This is a genomic window from Mastigocoleus testarum BC008 (assembly GCF_001456025.1).
Classification (GTDB): Bacteria; Cyanobacteriota; Cyanobacteriia; order Cyanobacteriales; family Nostocaceae; genus Mastigocoleus; species Mastigocoleus testarum.
Window position 1 is genome coordinate 57,840 of sequence record NZ_LMTZ01000140.1, and the last position, 23,769, is coordinate 81,608.

Sequence of the window (23,769 nt, forward strand, 5' to 3'; positions counted from 1 at the left end):
CAGCCAAAAGCGATCAGTAATAAGTAACAAGTAACAAATGACAAGTGATACTCCACCAATCACCAGTGACCATCCTGTAGTATTGATGATGGATGAGTAATGGTGGCATCAATGAGCGCTGATAGCAATACTACTAAGATAAAATTTGGTACAGACGGCTGGCGAGGAATTATCGCTGATGACTTTACATTCCCAAATGTACGCAAAGTCACAAGAGCGATCGCCAGTTATTTAGAGAAAGCTTATACAAAAGACCGACCCGTACTGATTGCTTATGATACTCGCTTTCTAGCTGATAAATTTGCCCAAACATCAGCGGAAGTTTTAGCTGATTTGGGTTGGAATGTAAAAGTTAGCGAGCGGGATTGCCCCACACCGGTAATTGCTTATAATGCTCGCCATCTTAACTCGGCTGGTGCATTAATGTTTACCGCTAGTCATAATCCAGCACCCTACTGTGGAATTAAATATATTCCTGATTATGCTGGTCCAGCAACACCTGAAATTACTGATACCATTGTTGCGAATATTGCAGATGCATCGGATGCTCTTCCTTCTGGTAATCCTTCGGGTTCCATTTCCAGCTTTGACCCCAAACCAGAATACATGAAGTTTATCTACAATCTTCTGAATGTGGATAAAATTCGCAGCGCTAAGCTAAAAGTAAAATATGACGCTTTATTCTCCACTTCTCGCGGTTATTTAGATGAAGTCTTAGAGCATTGTGGTTGCGAATTGGAAAGTTTCAATACCCACCGCGATGTATTATTTGGTGGAGGAATGCCTGAACCCAAAGGAGAACAACTTGTAGGGTTAGTGGAAGCCGTTAAGAAAGATAAAGCTGCTTTAGGTTTAGCAACTGATGGGGATAGTGATCGCTTTGGAGTTGTGGACGAACTGGGTAATGTTCTCACTCCCAACACAGTTTTACTATTGCTCGCACGTCACCTGATGAAGAATAAGGGTTTGACAGGAGCTATTGTTCGTACTGTTGCTACCACTCACCTATTAGATAATTTTGCCAAAAAGTATGGTCTAGAATTATTTGAAACAGCAGTAGGATTTAAATATATTGGTGCCAAAATGCGGGAAACCACCGTTTTAATAGGTGGAGAAGAATCGGGTGGTTTAAGCGTACTCGGTCATATTCCTGAGAAAGATGGTGTTTTAGCGGACATGTTAGTCGCAGAAGCTATTGCTTATGAAGGTAAACCCTTAAGCGAACTCGTCAAAGAAGCGATTGCAGAAGCTGACGGTCCCCTATACAACAAGCGCTTGGATTTACACCTTACCGACAGCCATAAATTAGCTGTGATGGAATCTTATACTAAAAATCCTCCTTCAGAAGTAGCAGGAATTAAAGTTAAAGAAGTAGGGCGTAAAGACGGCGTTAAACTTTATTTAGAAGAAGGTAGTTGGGTATTACTACGTCCATCAGGAACCGAACCTTTGGTAAGGGTTTATATGGAAACTAACTCCGCTCAAAAATTAGACCAACTTGCTCAAGAAATGGACAACAAAATTCATCAAATTCAGCCTGTAACAGCTTGATTTTATGAGCTAATTTTGATGAATTATGTTGAGACGCGCCAGAGGCTAACGCCGACGCCGCAGGCTCTGTCGCGTCTCTCCACCAAACCATTATGAGTAATGAGTAATAAGTAATAAGTAATAAGTAATGAGTAATGAGTGATCAATGAAAAATTTTGTAAGCTTGCTGATATCTATATTAATTGCTTGTTTAGTATTGTTTATTGCGATCGTCTCCGTTCAAAATGCTGAACTAGTATATTTAAGATTTTTTGGTTTAGAATCAGCTAGAATTCCTTTTGGTTTAGTACTAGCCTTTAGTTTTGCGATCGGGATTGTAGGTATGGCGATATTACAACCCGTGTGGAATTTCATAAGTTCTGGTAAATCTAGGTATGACGATGATGCTGATTTTTTTGTTGATGATGGAGAATATTGAATAAAGCTAATCGTAAAATAAGGAGTAGCTAAGTGACCGAGTGGATTGACGTAGTTCTCGAAGAGTACAGAACATTACGTGCTGAAAGCTTACTTGCTATGCAAACACAGCAATCTGTACTACGTTTTGGGTTAGGATCTGTAGGAGTTGTTATAGGTGCTGGATTTACATCCTGGAATCAGATTAATTTGGCATCTATAGTTTTTCTAGTGCTTCTTCCTCTTATATGCTATGCAGTGCTTATTATCTGGATTGGGGAAGTGGCAAGAATGATTAGAGCAGGTTACTTTTTACTACAACTGGAGGAGAAAATAAATCAAAAATTTTTATCTCAATATCCAAATGAAACAAAACCATTATCATGGGAAACTTACTTGCGAAATTCTAATGGAATTTCCGGTACTCCTCAGCTTCAATGGAATTATCTCATAATCATAGCTCTTTTTTTTCTTCTTGCTTTTATTTCTATAGTAGTTGGGAATATAAACTTGTGGTCATCGACATACAGAGATCAACTTATATGGGTTAATCTTTTTGAATTATTTTTTTTCACGCTTGTGTTTATTTATATTTTTGTTACAGGGAAACGCTTTAAATGAAATTTTGCTTTTTCAGTTCATATTATGCTAAATACTATAAGCAATTTTCTGAAAAGGCTACTGTAAAACAAAAGTTAGCTTGATTTGTTAATATTTTATTCTTTTGACATCATCTGAAGATTTAGACTTTAGTTTTAAAGTCATCTATAATTTTTAACTAATAGTTGGCATAGTAGATACTGAATAATTGAAATTTTTACTTGGACATAAATTGGAAAGCATAGACTTATTTTAAAATTCTCATCATCAATAAGGTACGTTGCACAAGAGCTACAAAATATCCTATTTACAGGAGATAACCTATCAAAGTTTTAAATAAGGAAACTCGAAAAAATAACTTCCCAAGAATTTTTCTTGCTCTGCTTGATTACTTAGCCTTCGCCATTCAAAACTTAGGAAATTATTTATGCGAGTGTCCTAAGCAAACTTCTACTTGGTTTCCATCCAGTTATCACCTGAATTGATATCAACCAATAAAGGAACACTTAACTCTACAGCAGTTTCCATTTCTGACTTAATTATTGGTTTTAACTCTTCCCATTCTTGTGGTGGAACCTCAAAAACTAATTCATCGTGAACTTGTAACAATAACCGAGCTTGATAATTTTGCAGAACTTTATGCAATCGCACCATTGCAATTTTGATAATATCAGCACTAGAACCTTGAATTGGTGCATTCGCTGCAGCACGGAGTAAACCAGAATCATAGGGTCCCAAATTTTTCAGTTTGCTTAAGTCAATATCTTCTGGATTACGACCTTTGAGTTTTTGTAAACTATTACCAGTGAATTGCACATAGCGACGACGTCCCAAAATTGTCTCTACGTAACCCTGGGATATAGCTTGCTTTTTCACCCCTTCCAAAAATTCAAAAACTTTTGGGTAACGACTGTAAAATCTTTGAATAAACTCATTTGCTAGTTTTCTATCCACACCAATAGAACGGGAAAATTTTACAGAACCCATTCCATAAATTACCCCAAAGTTAATAATTTTCCCCGCTCGTCTTTCCTCTGATGTAATTTCGTCTTTTTCAAACATCAACTGAGCCGTTAAAGTATGAATATCCCGATTATTTTGGTAAGCTTCCACTAAAATCGGCTCTTGAGATAAATGCGCTAAAATTCTTAACTCAATTTGCGAATAGTCTGCAGCAACCATCAACCAGTTTTCTTCTGGTAAAAAAGCTTTACGAATTTGACGACTAAATGCTGTACGAATGGGGATATTCTGTAAATTAGGGTTAGAAGAAGATAACCTTCCCGTAGAAGTTACTGTTTGGTTGAAATTGGTATGTAACCTATGAGTATCAGGACGTACTAATTCCGGTAACTTATCTACATAAGTCGATCTCAATTTTGATAAAGTCCGATATTCAATAATCGCATCAATAATTCCACTAGTATCAACTTCCTGTAACCTTTCTAAAGTTGCAGCATCAGTTGAATATCCGGTCTTAATTTTGCGAGAGAACTTAGTACTCAAACCGAGTTTTTCAAATAAAATTACACTTAACTGTTTGGGAGAACCCAAATTAAATTGTTCTCCTGCGATCTCATAAGCTTGTTGCTCGAACTTATCTAGATCGGTTTCCAACTGTTTTGATAGCGTTTTTAAGTAATCGCTATCGATACGGATACCTTGACATTCCATATCCGCTAAAACAGGTTCTAGAGTTTGTTCGACTTCCAACAGTAATTTATGTAAAGTAGGAATTTTTTCCAACTCTTCCCGTAATTTTTGTACTAATTGAAATGTCGCATGAACTTGAAAGCAACAATAAGCTGCAACTTTATTTATATTTATGTCACCAATTGTCTGACCTTTAGGAACTAATTCAGAATAATCTTGAATGATTAAACCTAAATATTTTTGGGATAATTCACCAAGACTGTGACTGCTATCTGGATTAATTACATAACTTGCAAGCATCGGGTCAAAAATAACCCCATCTAACTGAATTCCTTGAGTATGAAAAATTAAGCGATCAAACTTAGCGTTTTGAAAACTCTTGGGATATTTTTTATCTTCTAAGATTGGACGTAATGCTTCTAAAACCAAATCTTTACTCAGATTATTTCCCGATTTATGTCCCACAGGAATATAAGCAACTTCATCAATTTTTGTACCCCAACAGCAACCAATTCCAACTAAATCAGCATCTCTGGGTTCTAAAGCACTAGTTTCTGTATCCCAAGCCACAGGTACTTTTGGATCTGTAAATCTTTGTAGTAATTCCACTAACTCTTGAAGCTTTGCTTCTGTGTCAATAATGCGCGGTTCAATAGGTAATACAGATTCTTTTTCTGCTGCATCTGTATCTTCCGCACTGAAGAACCATAAATCCTCACCTTCATAATTCAAATTAGATGAATTAGATAAATTACCAGTTTCTTGATCTCCAACTTCAATAACTTTTCCACCAAACTGTTCTTGAAGTTGATTGATTTTTGTGATGAAAGACTTAAATTCTAGTTTTTCTAAAATCGGTAAAAGATTACTCGTATCAAAACCTGTAAGTTTACAATCCTCTAAATTAATATCTAAAGGTACATCCAAAACTATTTTTGCTAAAAAGCGAGACTTTTCTGCATCTTCTTTCCCTTCTACTAACTTTCTATGGTTTGCACCCTTAATTTTATCCAAAGAATCATAAATGTTATCAAGGGAACCGTAGGTTTCAATTAATTTAACTGCTGTTTTTTCCCCAATTCCCCTTACACCAGGAATATTATCTGACTTATCACCACAAAGGGCTTTAAAATCAACTACTTGTGACGGGAAAACACCTAGTTTCTCCTTAACTTCCGCCGAGTTAAACTCACCAAAACCAGTCGCAGAGCGCTTAATAGAATCTTTATTTAAATAAAGTACGCTGATTTGTTCTTTATCATCTACAAGCTGAAATAAATCGCGATCGCCACTTAAAATCTTTACTTGATAACCAGCAACAGACGCACGTTGGGCTATAGTTCCTAATACATCATCAGCCTCAAAACCCGGAGCAGTTAAGATAGGTAGATTTAACTTGGAAATTAAGTCTTGGAGATTTTTCAGATCGGGAATAAAATCCTCCGGTGTTTCCTTTCGGTCAGCCTTATAAGTACTATCTGCTTTATGACGGAATGTTGGTATACCCAAATCAAAAGCAACACCAATTGCTTGGGGTTTTTCGCTGGCGATCGCTTCCAGTAAAGATTTAAGAAAACCAAAAGATACACTAGTAGGAATACCTTCTTTTGTTCTTAATCCTCCATCCCGACCTTTAGCAAAAGCGTAGTAGGAACGAAAAGCTAAGGAATGTCCATCAACTAAAATAAACTTGGGGCGATTCGAATTGGAAGAGTCAGAAGTTAAAGAATCAGAAATCAAAGGATTAGAATTCAACTGGTTTGAGACTTTTGTTTCGGACATAGACTTATCTGAAGTAGCAGCTTTAATTGCAAAGGGAAAAATTTACTGTAGTACCTAAAGTATTAATGAGTTTACCTGAAACGAAGTAATTGTAAGGAATGAGAATTTAATAAACTGTAATTCTGAAATTTAGAATCGTGCGTTACGCGATGCTAACAGCACCCTAGTTTTATACTTTATTTAATCTACATTCCTAAGTGTCTTACCGCTACAAAACCTAACACAATAGTTGTATTTATGAATCATCATTGAGTCGAAGCTAATAATTTGAACTAGTTTGCAATCAGATTTAAACTCAGAATTTTTAGAAAAATACTATCTATCCTACTGATATTTTATTTGCTGTTAATATGCTTGATTGAAAGATTAAGAATATCCCAAATTACATAATAAGAACAATTCACTATATCGAAAATTTAAATACTTATCTGCATGTTTACGGATGATGATAGGGTCCTCAATTAAACATAATTAATGTAATAACCAAGGATATTTTTTTAATTTTGAACTTCCTCAAATAATTAGGAGATAATCATGAAAATTAAAAGCACGTTGACTTCTCTTAGTTTAATATTGGGAACACTTTTAGCAGTATCTAATTCTGCTCATGCAGCTAGTTTTAAAACTAACGTCAGCCAAACAAGTGACCCAACTGCTGATATTTTATTAAAGTCGATAGAACAGAATGGTCAGACAATTAGTGAGTTTTCCTTCGTAACAAAAACTGATATCCTTTTCAACACGCCACGGAATAGCGATCCAAATAGTGGCGAAGCGAGTACAGATAGGGGTGATAATGCAAATAACCCAGGAGCAATTGGAGTAAATGAAGACCCCAATGGTGCTGAAATTAATGCATACTTGGGCAACAATAATTTGAATAATATTGTTGATGGTGAAGGGAATGGAGAATTTAAGATCAACTTATTTTTTGATAGCTTGATTCAAAAAGATAATTCAGGATTGGACAGTTTATTCTTTTGGGAAAGAGGCAAAAATAGTGATTTAGGAGTTCGAGCCATTGATAGCGCAGGAAACGTAATTGGTAATGAAATCAAACTTTTAAGAAAAAATCAATTCGATGCAGATTATTCCATAAATACAACGGAAATTGGCGGTTCTCAAAAAGTTGGCTCTTGGGGAGTCAGTCTTGACCAACTAGGAGTTGAATCTCTAAGTGGAGTTCAAGTATTTGCGGACAAAACATTTAGCGGTCCTGATTTTAAGTTAGCTGCGAGAAAGACTTCAGTACCCGAACCAGGAAGTGTATTAGGTCTAGGTGCAGTAGTGGGAATGGCTTTCTGGCGTCGCAGACACAAAAAAACCTCTTCTTTTTAAAGTTCCCATTGATAGTAATCAAAATTTAGACATCAATTCTCTTAAAAAATAAAGTTTTACAAGCTTCAATTGAACAATAAAAGTTTACATCTTTGATTAAATCGACATTTGGTTTTACTAATATATCAATCCTAAATCATTCGTTAAAATAAATATTGTAGAGACGTTGGATGCAACGCCTCTACAAGGATCACCCGTTCAGAAATCAAATACGATTGCTATACTTATTAGCGCAGTTTCTAGAAAAATAAAAAAATTATTTCGAACGCAAAATTATCATTTTGAACCAGAGTTAATCTCTGGTTTTTTCTTGTACTAATAATCAATAATTTACCTTCAAAACTTCCGAAAAAATATTTCAGACTGTTAACCTCGTTACTATAACTTACTAAACTAAACACAGGGTAAGCAAAAGGTAACTTATGCATTTAAATTCTAACGGTCAACTAGACTTGTCACAAACTGGGGTAAATCCTAAATCAGATATTCAACTTTTGGTGGTAGATATTGATGGTACAATTGCTGGAAAATCTAACTCAATTAGCAAACGAGTAAAAAAAGCAATTGACGCCGCACAAGCAAAAGGAATCGAAGTGGCTGTTGCTACCGGTAGAATGTATCGTTCCGCGTTACGTTTCCATCAAGAAATTAACTCCAGATTACCATTAATTTCTTATCAAGGAGCCTGGATTCAAGACCCTGCTACACAACAGTTACATCAACATTTATCTGTACCCAAAAATATTTCTGAACAACTGCTCGATCATTTTGAGCAACCTTCCTTACGCCAAATTTTATCTATCCACTTCTACATTGGGGATAAACTTTATGTACGGGAGCTAACCCCAGAAACTAAATTATATGCCGAACGCTCTAATATTGATGCGATCGCAGTTGGGGATTTACGGAATACTTTGGACAACGAACCAACAAAAATTTTAGCTTTATGTAAAGATACAGACGTAATAAATCAACTGTTAACTAATTTGCGCCACAGATACACTACAGAAGAGTTATATTTGACTAAATCTGTTGCGACTTTTTTTGAAGCAACTCATCCACTAGTAAATAAAGGTGCAGCAGTTAGTTATTTAGCAGAAGAACTATTAGGGCTACAAAGAAATAACGTTATGACTATTGGCGATAACTTCAATGATATTGAAATGCTAGAGTATGCCGGTATTGGCATCGCGATGGGAAACGCTCCTGAAGAAGTTAAAGCCCATGCTCAGTGGATTGCTCCCGGCGTTGATGAGGATGGAGCAGCAGTCGCAATTGAAAACTTTTTATTATCAAACTAAATATACTCTTTAAATGACACAAAATTAAGTCAGCAGTAAGTCTTGAAAAGATAGTAAGAACTGCTGACTGATTTATTATTAGTTATAATTACCTAATATTAAGCCTTACAACACAGGTAATTTCTTATTAATCAATATCTTAGGATACTTATAAACATCAGAAAGAGCACCGACGACTGGCCGTGTTTCGTCTCGGTGCTCTCGCTGGTTCGCTCCTCACACAATTAACAATATATACCTGTTTTTTTGACAAGTCAACTATTTATTTGAAGTCTTTACTTTTACTTCATAATCATGTCTAATTTCCAACATCTCAGAAATATTAAAATTCTGAAAATGCGGTCAGACCAAGTTTTTCTTCTATTACTCGCTCAAACACTAACCGAGTAATCGCTATCAGCCCTAATCTTGCTTGGGCTAATTCCCGATTATTTATTTTTACTTCACCCCAAATACGACAATTAGACCAAAAACTTTCAAAACTTTGGCTCAGACCCAGAGCTATGTTTTCCCATTTAACTGTCTGATCGACAAAACTATTATCCAGGTTATCTAAAGTTTCGATTAACTTACTCATTAAACAAAATTCTGCAGGATGGACGAAACGTAACTGTCCTTCCTCTTTAAGCCAGGGTATTTCCGATGGTTGGATTATCGCCCATGAAGCGGAGCCGACACCCAAATTAATGAATTCCTCGCCTGCTGCTAGCTGTATTAGAGAGCAACAACGAGCATGAGCATATTGCAGAGCAAATGAGCCATGGGAATTTATCAACTTTTGGCTCAAGCAACCTTTACTCAAACTCAAATATTGATGAGAACTTGAATATTTATGAGAACTTGTACTTTGATTTTCATCTATTTTTATTTCATTCCAGACTTCTTTACTGCTGAAATGCTGTAAAAAAGCAGCTAATAAATGTGGGGTTAGCTCTATATAAATTAAACCCGGGGAAACAATTTCTACTTTCAATTCTTGGTCATAGTTTGCCCAGAGATAACACGCTATCTCTTGAGCGAAATTCATAGAATAAAGATTCTGAGATTTTTTTTGCTGTAGTGCGACCCCGGAAATATATAAAACCCTATTCAAATCTCTACTTTTATGCAGATGAATATTTGTTTGACTAATGGGTGCTAATTCTTGAGTCGTATTTGTGTTACTCAAGGCTTCTACGAAAATAACGCGTAGTAGCTGTATAATCGCTGTGTATTTATTTACTGAGGCTCTAGGATACACATAAAATCCAGTTTGTATGATTATTTAAGGAGTTCTGCTTTAAAATACTGACTCGCTGTCATCTCCCTTTAGACATAATTTTAATATTGAGGGAGAAAATATGAGAATTTTGCAAAATTTCTTGAATTATGGGTAAATTTTACTACAATCATTGTACAGTAGAGAAGTATAACAAAAGAGTAGAAAATTATATTTCTACTTTTTGCATGGCTGGTGACTTTAGGTTAAGTCCTATGTCGCCAACGAGAAGACACTCCTTGCACCTTTTTTTTTGACGTCTTTTCTTTGTCTTCAGCCGAACGCTCTTTGTTACCTATGCAATCTCCATCCTCCTTTTCAGAAGCATCAAGGCCTTTTTTAACTTGGCAACGGATTCTTGATTGGGCTCAAGAACACTACCGCTGCCGCACCTTTAGCAAAGATGAGCGCATTCCAGCAAGACCTGGATTGCTATATTTGGTGCAAAGGGGTGCAATCCGTATGGTAGGAACAGCACAAGTTAGTGCCACTGCTTCTCAGTTAACATCTCGACGGATTAACAGAACACCAGAAGAAGCATTTTTGGGATTTGTGGGAGCTGGTCAACCATTTGAAATAGTGGCTCAGTCACCATTTACCCTGCAATCCTATGCTCATGTAGATCAAACTGCCGTGTTATGGATGTATTGGCACGATCTAGATAATTGGCCTCATTTTCGTCGAGAAGTCATGGATGCTTTCAGGTATCAGCACCAGCGTAAGCTGTTGTGGCTGAGTGCCTTAGGGCAACGACGGACAATTGATCGACTCTTAGGATTCCTAACATTATTGATTGAGGAATACGGCGAGCCGGCAATGAGTGAAACAGACCCCGATGTAATTCGTGGCTATTGTCTGCCATTCCCACTAACCCATGCTCAAATTGGTAGTGCTATTGGTTCAACTCGCGTCACAGTTACTCGCTTGATGGGTAAGTTACGTCAGCGTGGCTTAATCCTGACTCAAGGCGATAATTTGATTTGTCTGCCAGCAGAATCTATCAGTAGAGCTAGCTAAGTTAAAGCAGTTTGGTTAACTACAGCAGGTGTCAGCGAATTCTGACAAACCCATATCGGTTAATTAATTCCTGTCCCTGCTCGGTTAACAACAAATCGGCATATACTCTACCTGCTTGTTCTTCAATACGCCCATTCTGTTTGACCACCACGAACAGATTGTGCGTAATCGGGTAGCTTCAGACCGAAAAGCCTCAATGTTCAACTTGTTGCGTTTACTAGGACATTCAGATGGGAGGACAAGTCGTCCTTGGTAAGGAGCAATAAACTTTCCTCGTTTATTTTGTATGGGTAAGCTTTTGACCGAACATTGGGGAACTACCTCTGGAGCAAAAGCAAAATTAAATATCTTCTAGATTTTGAGCTATTTTATTTAACGCTTGCGTGGTGGTAGAAACAAGTTTTACTTGAGACCCAAAAGCCCAATCTCCCAAAATATCTTCAATAAACATTTTGATAGTTCCACCCTCACTTTTATGACGGGAGAACGGTTGAATGAAAATATCTGAACCACCAAGCTGACTCCAATTAGTGGTTTTTCCTGCTATAAGTAGACTTTAACTGCTCTAAGCCAAGTCTATCTATATCGAGTTTCGAGTTAACGACAATAGCTAAGAGCCATCAACTGCTATAGAAACTTGGGCTAAAGAAAAGCCATGCTTTCGAGACGCTCGAACTCTTTATCAGAAACTGGTCGGTAAGACTGAGCAAATGCCAATTGACCATCAACTAGCATTTTAATGCCAGTCCCTAAGCCACGTTTATTATTAAATTCTATGTAACGTAATGTAAACTCAGGGTATGCAGTTCTAATTTGTGGATCGATTACCTGTCTAAATTAGTGCCTATGAAGTACTACCTCTATAGTTAAATATTCCAGTCGGTACATTTTTTACGGAATCGAAATTTGAGCCAGAAACGTTTTTAGAAAAGATATTAGGTACATCATTTTTTTGAATGGTAATAATCTGTTTTAACCTCTGAATTCTAAATTGAATTGATATCACTACGAAAATTTTTTGTTAACCACCAATAACCACTTCCAATTAAAGTAATTGAAATTAGTAAAGATTATACATAAACTCTTATTTAGTTTTTATCAGACATGGGAAGAATAACAATACGATTCGACTCTTACTTTTTTTTGTAATGGGTAGAGAATTTTTATCTTTCCTACCTAGATATTTTTCTGCCTAAATATTTATTACATTTCTCAGGATTAGTAATAGACTCTAATCAGCACTTGAAAAGTCTTTTATCAACGAATCCTGACAAACCCAGCTTTGGCGATTAAATCTTGACCTTGTGAAGTGAGTAGTAATTTGGCATAAGCTTCTCCAACCTCTTCATCAATTTGGCCATCCTGTTTTACGATGACAAATAACCTGCGGGTAATAGGATATTTAGCTTCAGAAAAAGCAATTGTGTTGAGTTGATTGCGTTTTCGAGGACATGCCGATGAAGGAATATAAGGCTCTTGGTAAGGAGGGATTAATTCATCAGGGGTTTTACCAATTGGTAAAGGTTTAACACCACATTGTCCAACAATTTCTGGTGCAGAAGCATAATATATTCCGCCTTTGTTCCTACTTAGTTTTCTTAAAGCCTCAGTAGTAGTATTAATTATTTCGACGTTACTACCAAAATCTTCATTTCTCAAAACATTGCCGACAAAAAATTCTACCGTACCACCTTGGTTTGGTCTTGAGAATGGAATTATTTTTTGATTTGGTCCTCCTATATCTTTCCAATTGGTAATTTTACCTGTGTATATACCTCTGACCTGGGAAAGAGTTAATCCAGAAATATTAAGACTTGGATTAACAGCAATTGCAATCCCATCTACCGCAACAGGAATTTCTTTCAGTTTTAATCCCCGTACTTGTGCTTGCAGGTGTTCGCGCTCCTTGACAGAACGGGAAGACTGAGAAAAAGCTAGTTGATTGCGCAAAAGCATTTGAATTCCAGTACCCGAGCCAGGGGGATAACCGATTGGATCAATGTAAACGATTTGAAATTGTGGTATTCCTTGTCTTATTTTTGCATCAACATCTCTACGAATTGGTGCCCATGTGGTGCTTCCACCGTAGGGAAATCTTCCTGCTTGGATATTGGTTACAGAATTAAAAGTACTACTTCCACTCAGCCCTTTCATCGCATAACCTGGTCTAGCTGCAGAATTACCATTCCTATCTCCTACCAGGTTCAATATTCTAGTAATATCAATAAGGGAATTATTGACCGCCCATGCACCACTAACAACTAGCCCAAGAGTAATCAACAGGGATAATACAAAAACAGTTGTTTCATTTTTGTGTGACATAAGTAAACAAAAAGACTGCGTACTAAATTTTTAATAAACCTATATTTAAAAGTTTAGAAGAGAGCAGCTAATTGTTTTTCAACGAATTCTTACAAAGCCTGCTTTAGAAATTAATTCTTGACCTTCTTGAGTAAGTAGCAATTTTGCATATGCTAGTCCTGCTTGTTCGTCGACTTGACCGTTTTGTTTAACGATTACGAATAATCTTCTGGTCATTGGATATTCATCGTTTTTAAAAGCTTCCAGATTCAATTGATTACGCTTTCGCGGACACTGGGAAAGTGGGATAAAAGGTTCTTCGTACGGTGGAATGAATCGATCTGCAACTCGCCCTATTGCCAGGGGTTTAACACCACATTGTCCAACAACTTCAGGTGCAGATGCGTAAAAAATAGCACCTGGATTTCTCGCTACTTTTCTCAAAGCTTCAGTTGTAGTTTTAACTCCTTGAATGTTACTCCCCAGTTCTTCTCGGCGTAAAATATTTTTTATAAAAAATTCTACGGTACCTCCTTCATTTTGTTTGGAATAAGGTATGATTCTTAAGTTTGGTCCTCCTAATTCTTCCCAATTAGTAATTTTTCCTGTGTATATTTCTCTAAGTCGATCAATAGTTAAACCAGGTAAATCCAAAGTTGGGTGAACTGCAATTACAACACCATCAATTGCAACTGGAATTTCTGTGAGGGTAAAACCTTTTTTTTGGGCTTGCTGGTATTCTTTTTCTTTTAGAGAACGAGAACTAAGGGAAAAAGCCAATTGGTTATTGAGTAACATTTTGATACCAACAGCAGAACCAGGAGAACCTGTAGCAGGGTTGGTATAACGCAAATCATATTTTTTAAAGATAGTTTCTATTGCTTTTTCTGTTTTACTTCTAATCGGTGCCCAGGTGGTACTACCGCCATAACTGAATAAACCAGAAGGTATATGGGATATTTCCTTAAATTTATTATTTTGCAATGAGTTTGGTTGTACCGTTTTTTTGAGAGAATTATGGAAATAACTGCTGATGTTGATGCTATGAGTATGAGCTATCCACCAATAGACCCCAGTTATTAATCCTAAAGTTATTAGTAGTGTAGTTACTAAAATCGAATTTTCGTTTTTTTCAAACATCATTAGTTTCTATTTGTAATAGATAAACAAAAATTTAACGTTTTATAATTTGTCTATAATTTTAGACAAATATGTTTTATTTTTAATACCAAAAATCTCAATAACTAAATTTGTTTTTTGTAAATATTTAGTTATTGAATATTGATAAAATATACCGAAAATAACATTAATTTAGTGTGCTGTAAGCAACTCAATATGATTAAAATCATAATATATTTATCTTAATTTAAAATATTGACGTACAGTCATGAGATTTATTTGTAAGATTATAAATAAATGTCTGACCGTATAATTGCCTTTATAGATAGCTTTGAATCTATCAGTCTAATGATAGTTATTTAATTATAAGTACTGATAGCTATATAATTATTTAGAAAGTAATATATTAAATTTGTCCTTTATTTTATATAGGATTTTTATTTATTTTTCACCAATTGCAGATAAATATAATCATATTCTGGGAAAATAAAGATTAGATTTAATGTCATGTATTAGATGAAAGCATTCATCGAATTTTTGCAAAGAATTTCTGTAAAAAATAAAGCCAATATATCCCAATATTCTTAGGTGTAAAATCATAGAGAAATAACAATCAAATATTTTCCTATGTATATCCCCAATGTCGAAAGAATATAGATTTAAGTTCATTTATGTGTTGATATATTTACTTTATAAAATTAGTATTGACTATAGCTTTTTGATTTATTTTTTAGCTTGTTATAAATTTACTACGATTACACCATATTGATGACATGCAAACATCTATTTACACTAAAATAATTATTTTTAGATTAGCAGTCACTTTTAACTGTATCTTGGATTAAATCAGGCATTTAATACTCTTAAAAGATTCCAAGTAATCATAAAGGGGTTTTTGAATATATACGGAAGTAGCATATAATTATTTTCTCTGAATCTTATTTCAATCTCCTGAACTTTAATCAGTTCGAGAGATGTTTTATATTTATACCAAAAATAAAAATTCAATTTCAGGATTTTTTATAGATGACTTTGAAATCTAATAATTATCTTACAAGAGTGCCTAAAAATATAACTAAACTGTGTATCTACGTAGCATTGCATATCAAACATTTTGCTCTTCGCAATATCATATAAATACCCTGGAAATTCTAGGAGATATTTACATAATTTCTTTTGCGTAACTTAATTTGAATTGAAACTCGTTTAGTTGGAAAAATTTGGAAAGTCTTGTAGGACATCCAGATTACAACTATTGGCTAGAGTCATAACATTCTTTGAAAGTATCACTGCGTCGCTAGGTAGACTTTTTAAAAATACATTATCTCTCAGCCACCAAACACCAATTCCCACTAATCCTAAAGTAATGAGCAGGGCCAATGACAAAAGAGTTAAATCATTTTTGAGGAACATATTTTTTATTCTCTGGGTATATCTAAAGTAAAAGTGATAATAATTTCTGAATCAGACTGAATAGTGATGTAATAGCAACTGCAATTAAACTTATTCCACAAGATAAAATAATTACTTCTCCAATGCCAAGATTACCCCGTAACAAGGGAATAAAAAATAAAACAATGAATGTTATTGCCGAAATTATTAATAAATCTTGCTTTTCAATCCAACGATTTATTTGAGAAAAAATTAGCATTACAAACACTGCTGCAGCACATATCAAGCTTACAACTGTAAGTGAAAATAAATTCAGTAATGCGATCGCAATTAAAGTACCTTCAAAACCAGTAAATGCAGCTCCAAATAAAATTTCAAAACTGGAAAATGACCTATTAATTCTAGTTTTTGGTATTGTCCTTGATTTATTAGTGATGGCCACTGGTGTTTGAATTTGTGACTGCATTGACTTACTAGTTTCTAAATCCTGGTGCTGAGAAAATTGCGGTAGCTTACTGAGCGCTTCCAAAACTTCTGTTGCTGTCCCAAAGCGTTGATTTACTGCTGCGATAAGCATCCGATCCAAGATATTTCCTAAATTAGAATCAATTTGAACTCGAGAACGCCATTCAATTTGATTGCTGTGAACATCAAATAACTTATTTACCTCTTGTTCCCCTGTCAGTAAAGTGATTATGGTCACTGCTAAAGCATACAAATCTGTGGATGGAAAAACTTGTCCTCCTGATATTTGTTCTGGTGGAGAAAAACCCAAAGAGTAAATACCTGTAGAAGAACGATTTGAGCCAATAGGATTGTTTGTAACCTGTTTAACTGCACCAAAATCTAGCAAAAAAAGTTTACCATTGCGATGGTACATTATGTTGGAAGGTTTAATATCCCGGTGAATAATATTTTTGTTATGAACAAATTTAAGTAAATTGAGAATATCTCTCAATATCTGCACAACCTCGGTTTCGGTGAATCTACCTTTTTCGACTAATTCTTCTTCTAATGTCTGCCCATCGATATATTCTTGTACCAGATAAAAAAATTGCTCTTCCTTGCAGTTCAAATTTTCAACCAGTAAAGGAAAGTAAGCAAATAAAGCTGGAATTTGGTCGTGTTGGTTACCAAGTTCTTCTAAAACTATTGCTTCTCTTTCAAACAAATCTTGTGCTAGCTGCATTTGAGTCTGGTTTAGATTACCAGCTGGTTGAAATTGTTTGACTACACACTGACGCATTCCAGGCGTATATCGGTCTATGGCTAAAAATGCCGTCCCAAAGCCTCCCTTCCCAAGAAGCTTGGTTGGCAAATAACGCCCAGCTAGGATCAAGGGCATTCCACAGGTCATACAATATTTTTGTTGTACAGTTCTGATAATGGAGTTATTCTCCAAATCTGAAAAGTAGTTATGTGGGCGAGGGCATCCTGGACGAGTGCAGTAAACTTTCATTTTGGTCTTTTGCGCCTTACTGCGCGCGCGACTTTAACCCTAAATGGTAATATTTCAAAACAATAGATACTGAATGTTATTCACCACGATATATGCGAAAAAAGTTTACAGGGAACCTAAGGAGCAAATAACATGTCAATACTTCAATTATAAGAGCCGTTTGTAATAGAACTACTTCTGAACTGCTGACTTATTTTTTGTGGTTCCACTGAACCACTAATAAATCACTTATTCTTAAGCCGAGCAAGGGTTACTAACAATTTCACTGAATAATTAGTGGATGAGAAATAATTACCCTGGGTATATTGTAATTTTTATTTTTACCTTAAAAAAGTCGTTATATAAACCATTTACTTAATACATTTTCCTTCAGGGCACAAGCCTTGCTGTCACTATTGGCATCTCACCTTAACTGCGGCTAACTATTTGAGTCCACAGTTTTGTTTTGGAAACTGGTGTTTAAACTAGGGGAAGATAATATTCGATTTGGCGCTCTTCCCCCAGTTCTGAGCCTAACGGCACGATCATCCTGTAAATACGCTTGTGTGTCGTGTGTCTTAGTGTTTGTCACCTCGGGGATAAAAAGGCAACACTTTTATAAGAGATAAAGATATTTGAAGTTACCCATGGTTAGAAGTCAGGAAATTCTTGTTTCTCTGAACTAACTTTAATGCACAAGAGTGCCGTGATTTCTCGTACTAAGTTACTAGGTATTAACGCACCATTTAACTTAAGTAAGTGTAATCAGGGTTAATATCCACAAGCATACTGGAATATCGCATCCTGTCTTAGGGTTAAGATAGCGCCCTACTTTTTTCTTGAAAAAATTACACTTATTGGCGGTCGCGACTTTACAAAACCCTTATTGTTCAGGTTTTTAGTAGTTTTGTTTCTACTACTAGCATTGCTTGACATTGTTAATAATTGGGCAATACTGACGAATCTTACCAGTAGCAACTACTTATCCATAGCTATTGGAAAAAGATGCTGAATACATATTCCAATAGAATGCAGTAACCACGTAATTGCCTGGGGACTTGTATTGTCACAAATAAGTTTAGGGGCTTGCGCCCTCCGAATTTCGGTAATCTAGAAAGGGTAGAATCCAGATTATTCACGAAATTCGGGACATTACCTCAGGAATTGATACATCTTTGGTTTTGCAAGCTACCTTTTCTCAGAAAATAAGAAATGGAATTTTATTTCAGCAAGTAATATAAGTTGTTGGAAGCTGGGAACCATGTTTTAAGAAGAAAACCCCCTACAAATATATTGAATCAGTAATAACAGGCGACCAGTTTTTATTCTTCGCTTTTGTTGGATGTCGTCGTAGCTTCCAGGCTATTAACGGCAAAACTAGTGTTCTGTGAGGATTTTAAAATATCCTCTTTCCATCCAGGATTGGCGAATTGGGGCAAAATTTCTCGACTGAATGCTTCTGCCGCTTTAGATCTGTAACGATTAGGATTGAAAATTAGCCATAGCGTCCGCTTGACGACAACACCTTCAATCGGAGTACAATGTAATACACCCATTTGCAGTTCTTTAGAAATAGCGCTTGTAGAGACAAATGCAGTTCCCAAACCTGATTGAACTGCGTTTTTAATTGCCTCAATTGAATTGAGTTCCATTTCAATTTTTAACCTGCGAGTATCAATATCACCCCGTGTCAGTACTTGATCGATAACTTTGCGGATAGTTGATTGAGAATCTAGAGCAATGAACTGTAATTTGTATAAATCTTCTTTTTGGATTGTTTCCTGTTTAGCAAAAGGATGAAATGTGGGCAAAATTAATGCCAATTCATCTTCTGAGTAGGGAACCATTTCCAATGATTCCATTAGTTCGGCAGGTACTTCACCACCAATGATTGCTAAATCTACCTGTCCGTTAGCAACACTCCAAGCCGTACGGCGAGTAGAGTGAACATGCAATTGGACCCCAACATCAGGATATTTCTGTCGAAATTGACCAATCATTCGTGGCAATAAATAAGTGCCCGTGGTTTGAGAAGCACCTACTATGAGAGTACCGCCTTGGAGATTTTGCAGGTCTTCGATCGCGCGACAAGTTTCTTGACATAAACTGAGGATTTTTTCCCCGTAGTTTAGAAGTAGATGTCCTGCTTCAGTCAATTGTGCGCGTCGTCCTCCACGATCGAATAATGGGACATCCAATTGCCGTTCGAGGTTTTGTACTTGCAAACTTACTGCTGGTTGAGAGACGTAGAGGCTATCAGCTGCGCGCTTGAAGCTCCCTTCTACGGCGATCGCTTTGAGAATTCGTAACTGATCTAATGTAAATGGAAGGTCAGACATATGGCTTAACCCGCTTTTAAGAAAGGAGCGAAAAAGCAAAAAAGCTACGGCAAGTAGTTTTTACTACCGCATGTTTTTTGCATCTTAAACTTGGAGATTTTACTCGAAAAAGACAGTAACACAACATCTTGAATAAAGTCCCCCCTTGAACACTTTGTGTTATTGTTTGTGCTGAATTAAATTTTCTTCAAATTACTTTACTTAAGTACATGTTTTTACCAAATTGGTTAACACCCAGTCATTTTGTCATTTTGGGGATGCTTTTCGGTTTCGCAATTGTCCATAGCGGGGGAGCAGCTTTACGTCATAAGGTAGAAAAATATATTGGTGCAAGACTTTATCGCATCTTGTTTGCGTCCTTAAGTTTGCCATTGGCTCTCCTAATGATTGTTTACTTTTTTAATCACCGCTATGATGGCTTGCAATTATGGCAAATCCAAGGTGTTGTGGGAGTAAAAGCAACAGTGTGGACACTTTCTGCTATTTCTTTTTTCTTTTTGTATCCTGCTACCTTCAATCTACTAGAAATTGCTGCCTTACAAAAACCCCAAGTACATCTCTACGAAACCGGAATTATCCGCATCACCCGCCATCCGCAAATGGTGGGTCAAGTCATTTGGTGCGTCGCCCACACTCTATGGTTAGGAACAACTTTTACAATTGTTACCTCAATTGGCTTAATATTGCACCACATCTTTGGAGTTTGGCACGGCGATCGTCGTTTAAAATATCGCTATGGGGAAGCTTTTGAAAGCGTTAAACAACGGACTTCCGTTATCCCTTTTGCCGCAATTTTAGACGGTCGTCAATCTATCCAATGGCAGGAATTTATTTCTTTTGCCTATTTGGGAGTCACGATTTTTATTATTTTGTTATGGTGGTCTCATCCCCTTTTAATGAGGGTAACAAGTGAGATAAGATTATAGTTTTAGAGAATACCTATTAACGGCAGTAGTTAGTACTTAATTGCAGTGAGATGGCAGTAGTTGATACTCATCTAGATGTTTATCAATCTAATCAATTACTACCAAATCAATGTAGGATCGATTGATATAGCTATCGGTGGGGGTTTGTTTTTCTAGATTAGAAATTAAATATTGGAAGTTATTCCTCAATTGTTTATTAACTCAAGTATGGAATTCGGTAACATCACTCTACTCAAATTTTTGCCTGCTATAAGGCTCAGACATGTTAACCATTTCCCAAGCCACAACGAAAATTATTATGGGAATCTTGAAAGCACTAGATTTGCAAGGTGATGAATTTGCAAGGTGATGAATTTTCAAGGAAAGTTGGGAGCGAGTCTATCCATAATCAAACATTGCATCTACAAGCTAGCGAACGGGGAAACTTTCTTCTGCTGATAGCGATTTGATATAAAAAACCTATATTTTCAGAGGCATCATGGTGTTGTCGGTTAGCGAGCAAACATTTACCCAAGAAGTTTTAGAATCTGCGATTCCAGTTCTAGTTAATTTTGAAGCGCCTTGGTGTGGCTTATGTCGGATTATTCAACCTTTACTATTACAATTTAGAACTCAGTACAATGGTCAAATCAAATTGGTTCGGGTGAATGCTGATGAGAATTTTAAGTTGTCTAATGCTTATAAACTCAAATCATTGCCCACTTTATTGCTAATTGAAAATGGCATCGTTAGATACCGTTTAGAAAGTTTTCGTGCTAGAGAAGATTTACTTCTAGCTTTAGAGGTGATAAAAGATAGCTGTGCCCATAAATCTCAAGCTTACGTTGGTAATAAAATGCCAGATTTAGAATATCGTTCTGCTTGAAATTGATCCTTGAAGGTACAAAATTATCTTTCGCAGCTTTGGCGAACACTAAGAAAATTATTTTTCACGAAGAGAAAAGTTAAGTAAACAGAAAATTTAAAGCATGCAACACCAGGATTTAAGCCAAGAAATAAGCCAAAAATTAAGGCAAGATTTAAATTGTTAGCTCCTAACTATTGGCATAAAATTTAAGACCAAATTTAATTGCCCCACCTAATCTCAATTGGGTGGGGTACTTTATCCTAAAAAGTGTATGTCACAATGACAGACAGATCCAACAATTTAGTTAGCAGTTCTCAAAGTAGGCGTTAGTGATGGAAGTAATCTATCAGTATGCCTGGCTGATTCCAGTATTGCCATTACTAGGAGCAATGCTGGTCGGTCTAGGATTAATCTCGTTCAATCATGCTACAAACCGCCTACGGCAGCTAAACGCCGCATTTATTATTTCCCTCATGGGAGCGGCGATGGTGTTGTCGTTGAGCTTGTTGTGGAGTCAAATCCAAGGACATGAACCTTACATGTACAGTCTAGAATGGGCTGCAGCAGGTAATTTTCGCCTGAGCATGGGGTTCACTATTGACCATTTAAGCGCCCTGATGTTGGCGATCGTGACCACAGTAGCTTTCTTGGTGATGCTTTACACTGATGGCTACATGGCCCACGATCCTGGCTATGTCCGGTTTTATGCTTATCTGAGCTTGTTTGGCTCCTCAATGTTGGGTCTAGTAGTTAGCCCTAACCTCGTCCAGATTTATATTTTCTGGGAATTGGTGGGGATGTGTTCTTATTTGCTGGTCGGTTTTTGGTATGACCGCAAAGCAGCAGCAGACGCTTGCCAAAAAGCATTTGTCACTAACCGTGTTGGTGACTTCGGTCTGTTGTTGGGAATGTTGGGACTTTTTTGGGCAACAGGAAGTTTCGAGTTTGATGTAATTGGCGATCGCTTGGCGGAATTACTACAAACAGGAAGTATTAGTAATTTCCTTGCTGTATTACTGGCGATTTTAGTTTTCTTGGGTCCCGTAGCCAAGTCAGCTCAATTTCCCCTACATGTGTGGCTACCGGACGCTATGGAAGGTCCTACACCCATTTCAGCATTGATTCATGCTGCAACGATGGTGGCTGCAGGGGTTTTCTTGGTAGCCCGAATGTACCCAATGTTTGAAAACGTTCCTGCAGCAATGAGCGTAATTGCCTTTGTGGGAGCGTTCACTGCGTTTATGGGCGCTACAATTGCAATTACCCAAAATGATATTAAGAAAGGCTTGGCCTACTCCACCATTTCCCAGCTTGGTTATATGGTAATGGCAATGGGAGTAGGTGCCTACAGCGCAGGATTATTTCATTTGATGACCCACGCCTACTTCAAGGCGATGCTGTTCTTGGGTTCTGGTTCGGTGATTCATGGCATGGAAGGGGTTGTCGGTCACGACCCAGTTTTAGCGCAGGATATGCGATTAATGGGCAAACTGCGCAAATATATGCCTGTAACAGCAATTACTTTTTTGATCGGTTGTTTAGCAATTTCTGGTATTCCCCCCTTCGCAGGATTTTGGTCTAAGGACGAAATCCTCGGGGCAGCATTTCAAGCTAATCCGGTACTTTGGTTGATTGGTTGGTTAACTGCTGGAATTACTGCTTTCTATATGTTCAGAATGTACTTTATGACATTTGAAGGTAGTTTCCGCGGTAATGATAACGGCATCCGCCAACAACTCAAAAAAGCCGCTGATAATGTTCTCCTTGTTGAATCAGAGACCGCGCCATTATTTGGTCCTGGAGCAATGAAACAAGGAGAGCTTGAAGCTACGAGTACTCATGATGTCCAAAGTCATAATGACGAACCCCATGAGTCGCCGTGGACAATGACTTTGCCGTTGGCAATTTTGGCGGTTCCCTCAATCTCTATTGGTTTACTTGGTACCCCATTTGCTAATTATTTTGAGGAGTTTATTTTCTCCCCGAATGAAACTGTGGTTGAAGTCATGGAAAAAGCTGCGGAGTTTGACCCCCATGAGTTTTATGTCATGGCAGGTGCTTCTGTAGCAATTTCAATCGTCGGTATTACCCTTGCAGCTTTAATGTACTTGGGTAAAAAGATTGACCCAGCAGGTATTGCTGCTAAAATCAAGCCACTTTATAATTTTTCCCTCAACAAGTGGTACTTTGACGATATTTACCATCAGGTATTTGTACTTGGTTTGCGTCGCTTAGCAAGACAAGTTATGGAAGTTGATTTCCGCGTTGTTGATGGCGCTGTGAATTTAACGGGCTTTTTCACTTTAGTAAGTGGCGAAGGTCTTAAGTACTTTGAAAATGGTCGGGCTCAATTTTACGCCTTAGTTGTGTTTGGAGCTGTTTTAGGCTTAGTGATTTTCTTTGGTGTAACTTAGGTTGGGTACTGGCGACTGGGGACTAGCGACTGGGGACTAGCGACTAGCGATTAGCGACTGGGAAAATTCCTAATCCCTAATTCCTAATCCCTAATCC

Annotated in this window: 15 protein-coding genes; 9 read left to right on the forward strand and 6 right to left on the reverse strand. The window is 36.8% G+C overall.

Annotation, left to right across the window (positions count from 1 at the left end; translation table 11 throughout):
- Positions 1-111: 111 nt before the first annotated feature.
- From BC008_RS37275 to BC008_RS37285, 3 genes are all read left to right on the forward strand, one after another.
- The gene (locus BC008_RS37275) at positions 112-1,551 is read left to right on the forward strand and encodes a phosphoglucomutase/phosphomannomutase family protein (protein WP_027841550.1); all 1,440 of its coding nucleotides are present in this window, start codon (positions 112-114) and stop codon (positions 1,549-1,551) included.
- Positions 1,552-1,696: 145 nt separating this feature from the next.
- Positions 1,697-1,969, forward strand: a complete 273-nt coding sequence (locus BC008_RS37280) for a LapA family protein (RefSeq protein WP_027841551.1) — start codon at positions 1,697-1,699, stop codon at positions 1,967-1,969.
- A gap of 32 nt (positions 1,970-2,001) precedes the next feature.
- Positions 2,002-2,568 (forward strand): hypothetical protein, encoded by a 567-nt coding sequence (locus tag BC008_RS37285; protein WP_027841552.1) that lies wholly within the window; start codon positions 2,002-2,004, stop codon positions 2,566-2,568.
- A gap of 429 nt (positions 2,569-2,997) precedes the next feature.
- Here BC008_RS37285 and polA read toward each other — a convergent pair whose 3' ends face one another.
- Complete coding sequence (polA, locus tag BC008_RS37290) at positions 2,998-5,982, reverse strand: DNA polymerase I (protein ID WP_058184459.1); 2,985 nt, start codon at positions 5,980-5,982, stop codon at positions 2,998-3,000.
- 534 nt (positions 5,983-6,516) lie between these two features.
- Here polA and BC008_RS37295 point away from each other — a divergent pair.
- Both BC008_RS37295 and BC008_RS37305 read left to right on the forward strand, forming a co-directional pair.
- Entirely contained in the window at positions 6,517-7,320 is an 804-nt protein-coding gene (locus tag BC008_RS37295) for an exosortase-dependent surface protein XDP2 (RefSeq protein WP_027841554.1), read from the forward strand.
- Positions 7,321-7,742: 422 nt separating this feature from the next.
- Positions 7,743-8,621: a Cof-type HAD-IIB family hydrolase gene (locus BC008_RS37305; RefSeq protein WP_058184462.1), complete on the forward strand. Its 879-nt coding sequence runs from the start codon at positions 7,743-7,745 to the stop codon at positions 8,619-8,621.
- Positions 8,622-8,943: 322 nt separating this feature from the next.
- On the opposite strand, the gene BC008_RS37310 is transcribed toward BC008_RS37305, so the two are convergent.
- Positions 8,944-9,789, reverse strand: coding sequence for a DALR anticodon-binding domain-containing protein (locus BC008_RS37310; RefSeq protein WP_153009731.1), 846 nt, complete (start codon positions 9,787-9,789; stop codon positions 8,944-8,946).
- 387 nt (positions 9,790-10,176) lie between these two features.
- On the opposite strand from BC008_RS37310, the gene BC008_RS37315 reads away from it, so the two are divergent.
- Entirely contained in the window at positions 10,177-10,896 is a 720-nt protein-coding gene (locus tag BC008_RS37315; RefSeq protein WP_027841557.1) for a Crp/Fnr family transcriptional regulator, read from the forward strand.
- 1,257 nt (positions 10,897-12,153) lie between these two features.
- Here the strand turns inward: BC008_RS37315 and BC008_RS37325 are convergent.
- From BC008_RS37325 to BC008_RS37345, 4 genes are all read right to left on the reverse strand, one after another.
- A complete protein-coding gene (locus BC008_RS37325) occupies positions 12,154-13,218 on the reverse strand; it encodes a PstS family phosphate ABC transporter substrate-binding protein (protein WP_027841558.1) in 1,065 nt (354 codons plus the stop codon).
- Positions 13,219-13,296: 78 nt separating this feature from the next.
- A complete protein-coding gene (locus BC008_RS37330; protein WP_027841559.1) occupies positions 13,297-14,337 on the reverse strand; it encodes a PstS family phosphate ABC transporter substrate-binding protein in 1,041 nt (346 codons plus the stop codon).
- Between the two features lie 1,414 nt (positions 14,338-15,751).
- Positions 15,752-17,167: a serine/threonine-protein kinase gene (locus BC008_RS37340; protein ID WP_027841560.1), complete on the reverse strand. Its 1,416-nt coding sequence runs from the start codon at positions 17,165-17,167 to the stop codon at positions 15,752-15,754.
- Between the two features lie 1,301 nt (positions 17,168-18,468).
- On the reverse strand, positions 18,469-19,485 hold the full coding sequence (locus BC008_RS37345) for a LysR family transcriptional regulator (RefSeq protein WP_027841561.1): 1,017 nt from the start codon (positions 19,483-19,485) through the stop codon (positions 18,469-18,471).
- Between the two features lie 209 nt (positions 19,486-19,694).
- Between BC008_RS37345 and BC008_RS37350 the strand changes: the two genes are divergently transcribed.
- The 3 genes from BC008_RS37350 (at position 19,695) to BC008_RS37360 (ending at position 23,672) form a co-directional block, all read left to right on the forward strand.
- On the forward strand, positions 19,695-20,411 hold the full coding sequence (locus BC008_RS37350) for an NnrU family protein (protein ID WP_027841562.1): 717 nt from the start codon (positions 19,695-19,697) through the stop codon (positions 20,409-20,411).
- Positions 20,412-20,889: 478 nt separating this feature from the next.
- Positions 20,890-21,276 (forward strand): thioredoxin family protein, encoded by a 387-nt coding sequence (locus tag BC008_RS37355; RefSeq protein ID WP_027841563.1) that lies wholly within the window; start codon positions 20,890-20,892, stop codon positions 21,274-21,276.
- A gap of 314 nt (positions 21,277-21,590) precedes the next feature.
- Complete coding sequence (locus BC008_RS37360) at positions 21,591-23,672, forward strand: NAD(P)H-quinone oxidoreductase subunit 5 (RefSeq protein ID WP_027841564.1); 2,082 nt, start codon at positions 21,591-21,593, stop codon at positions 23,670-23,672.
- The last annotated feature ends 97 nt before the right edge of the window (positions 23,673-23,769 follow it).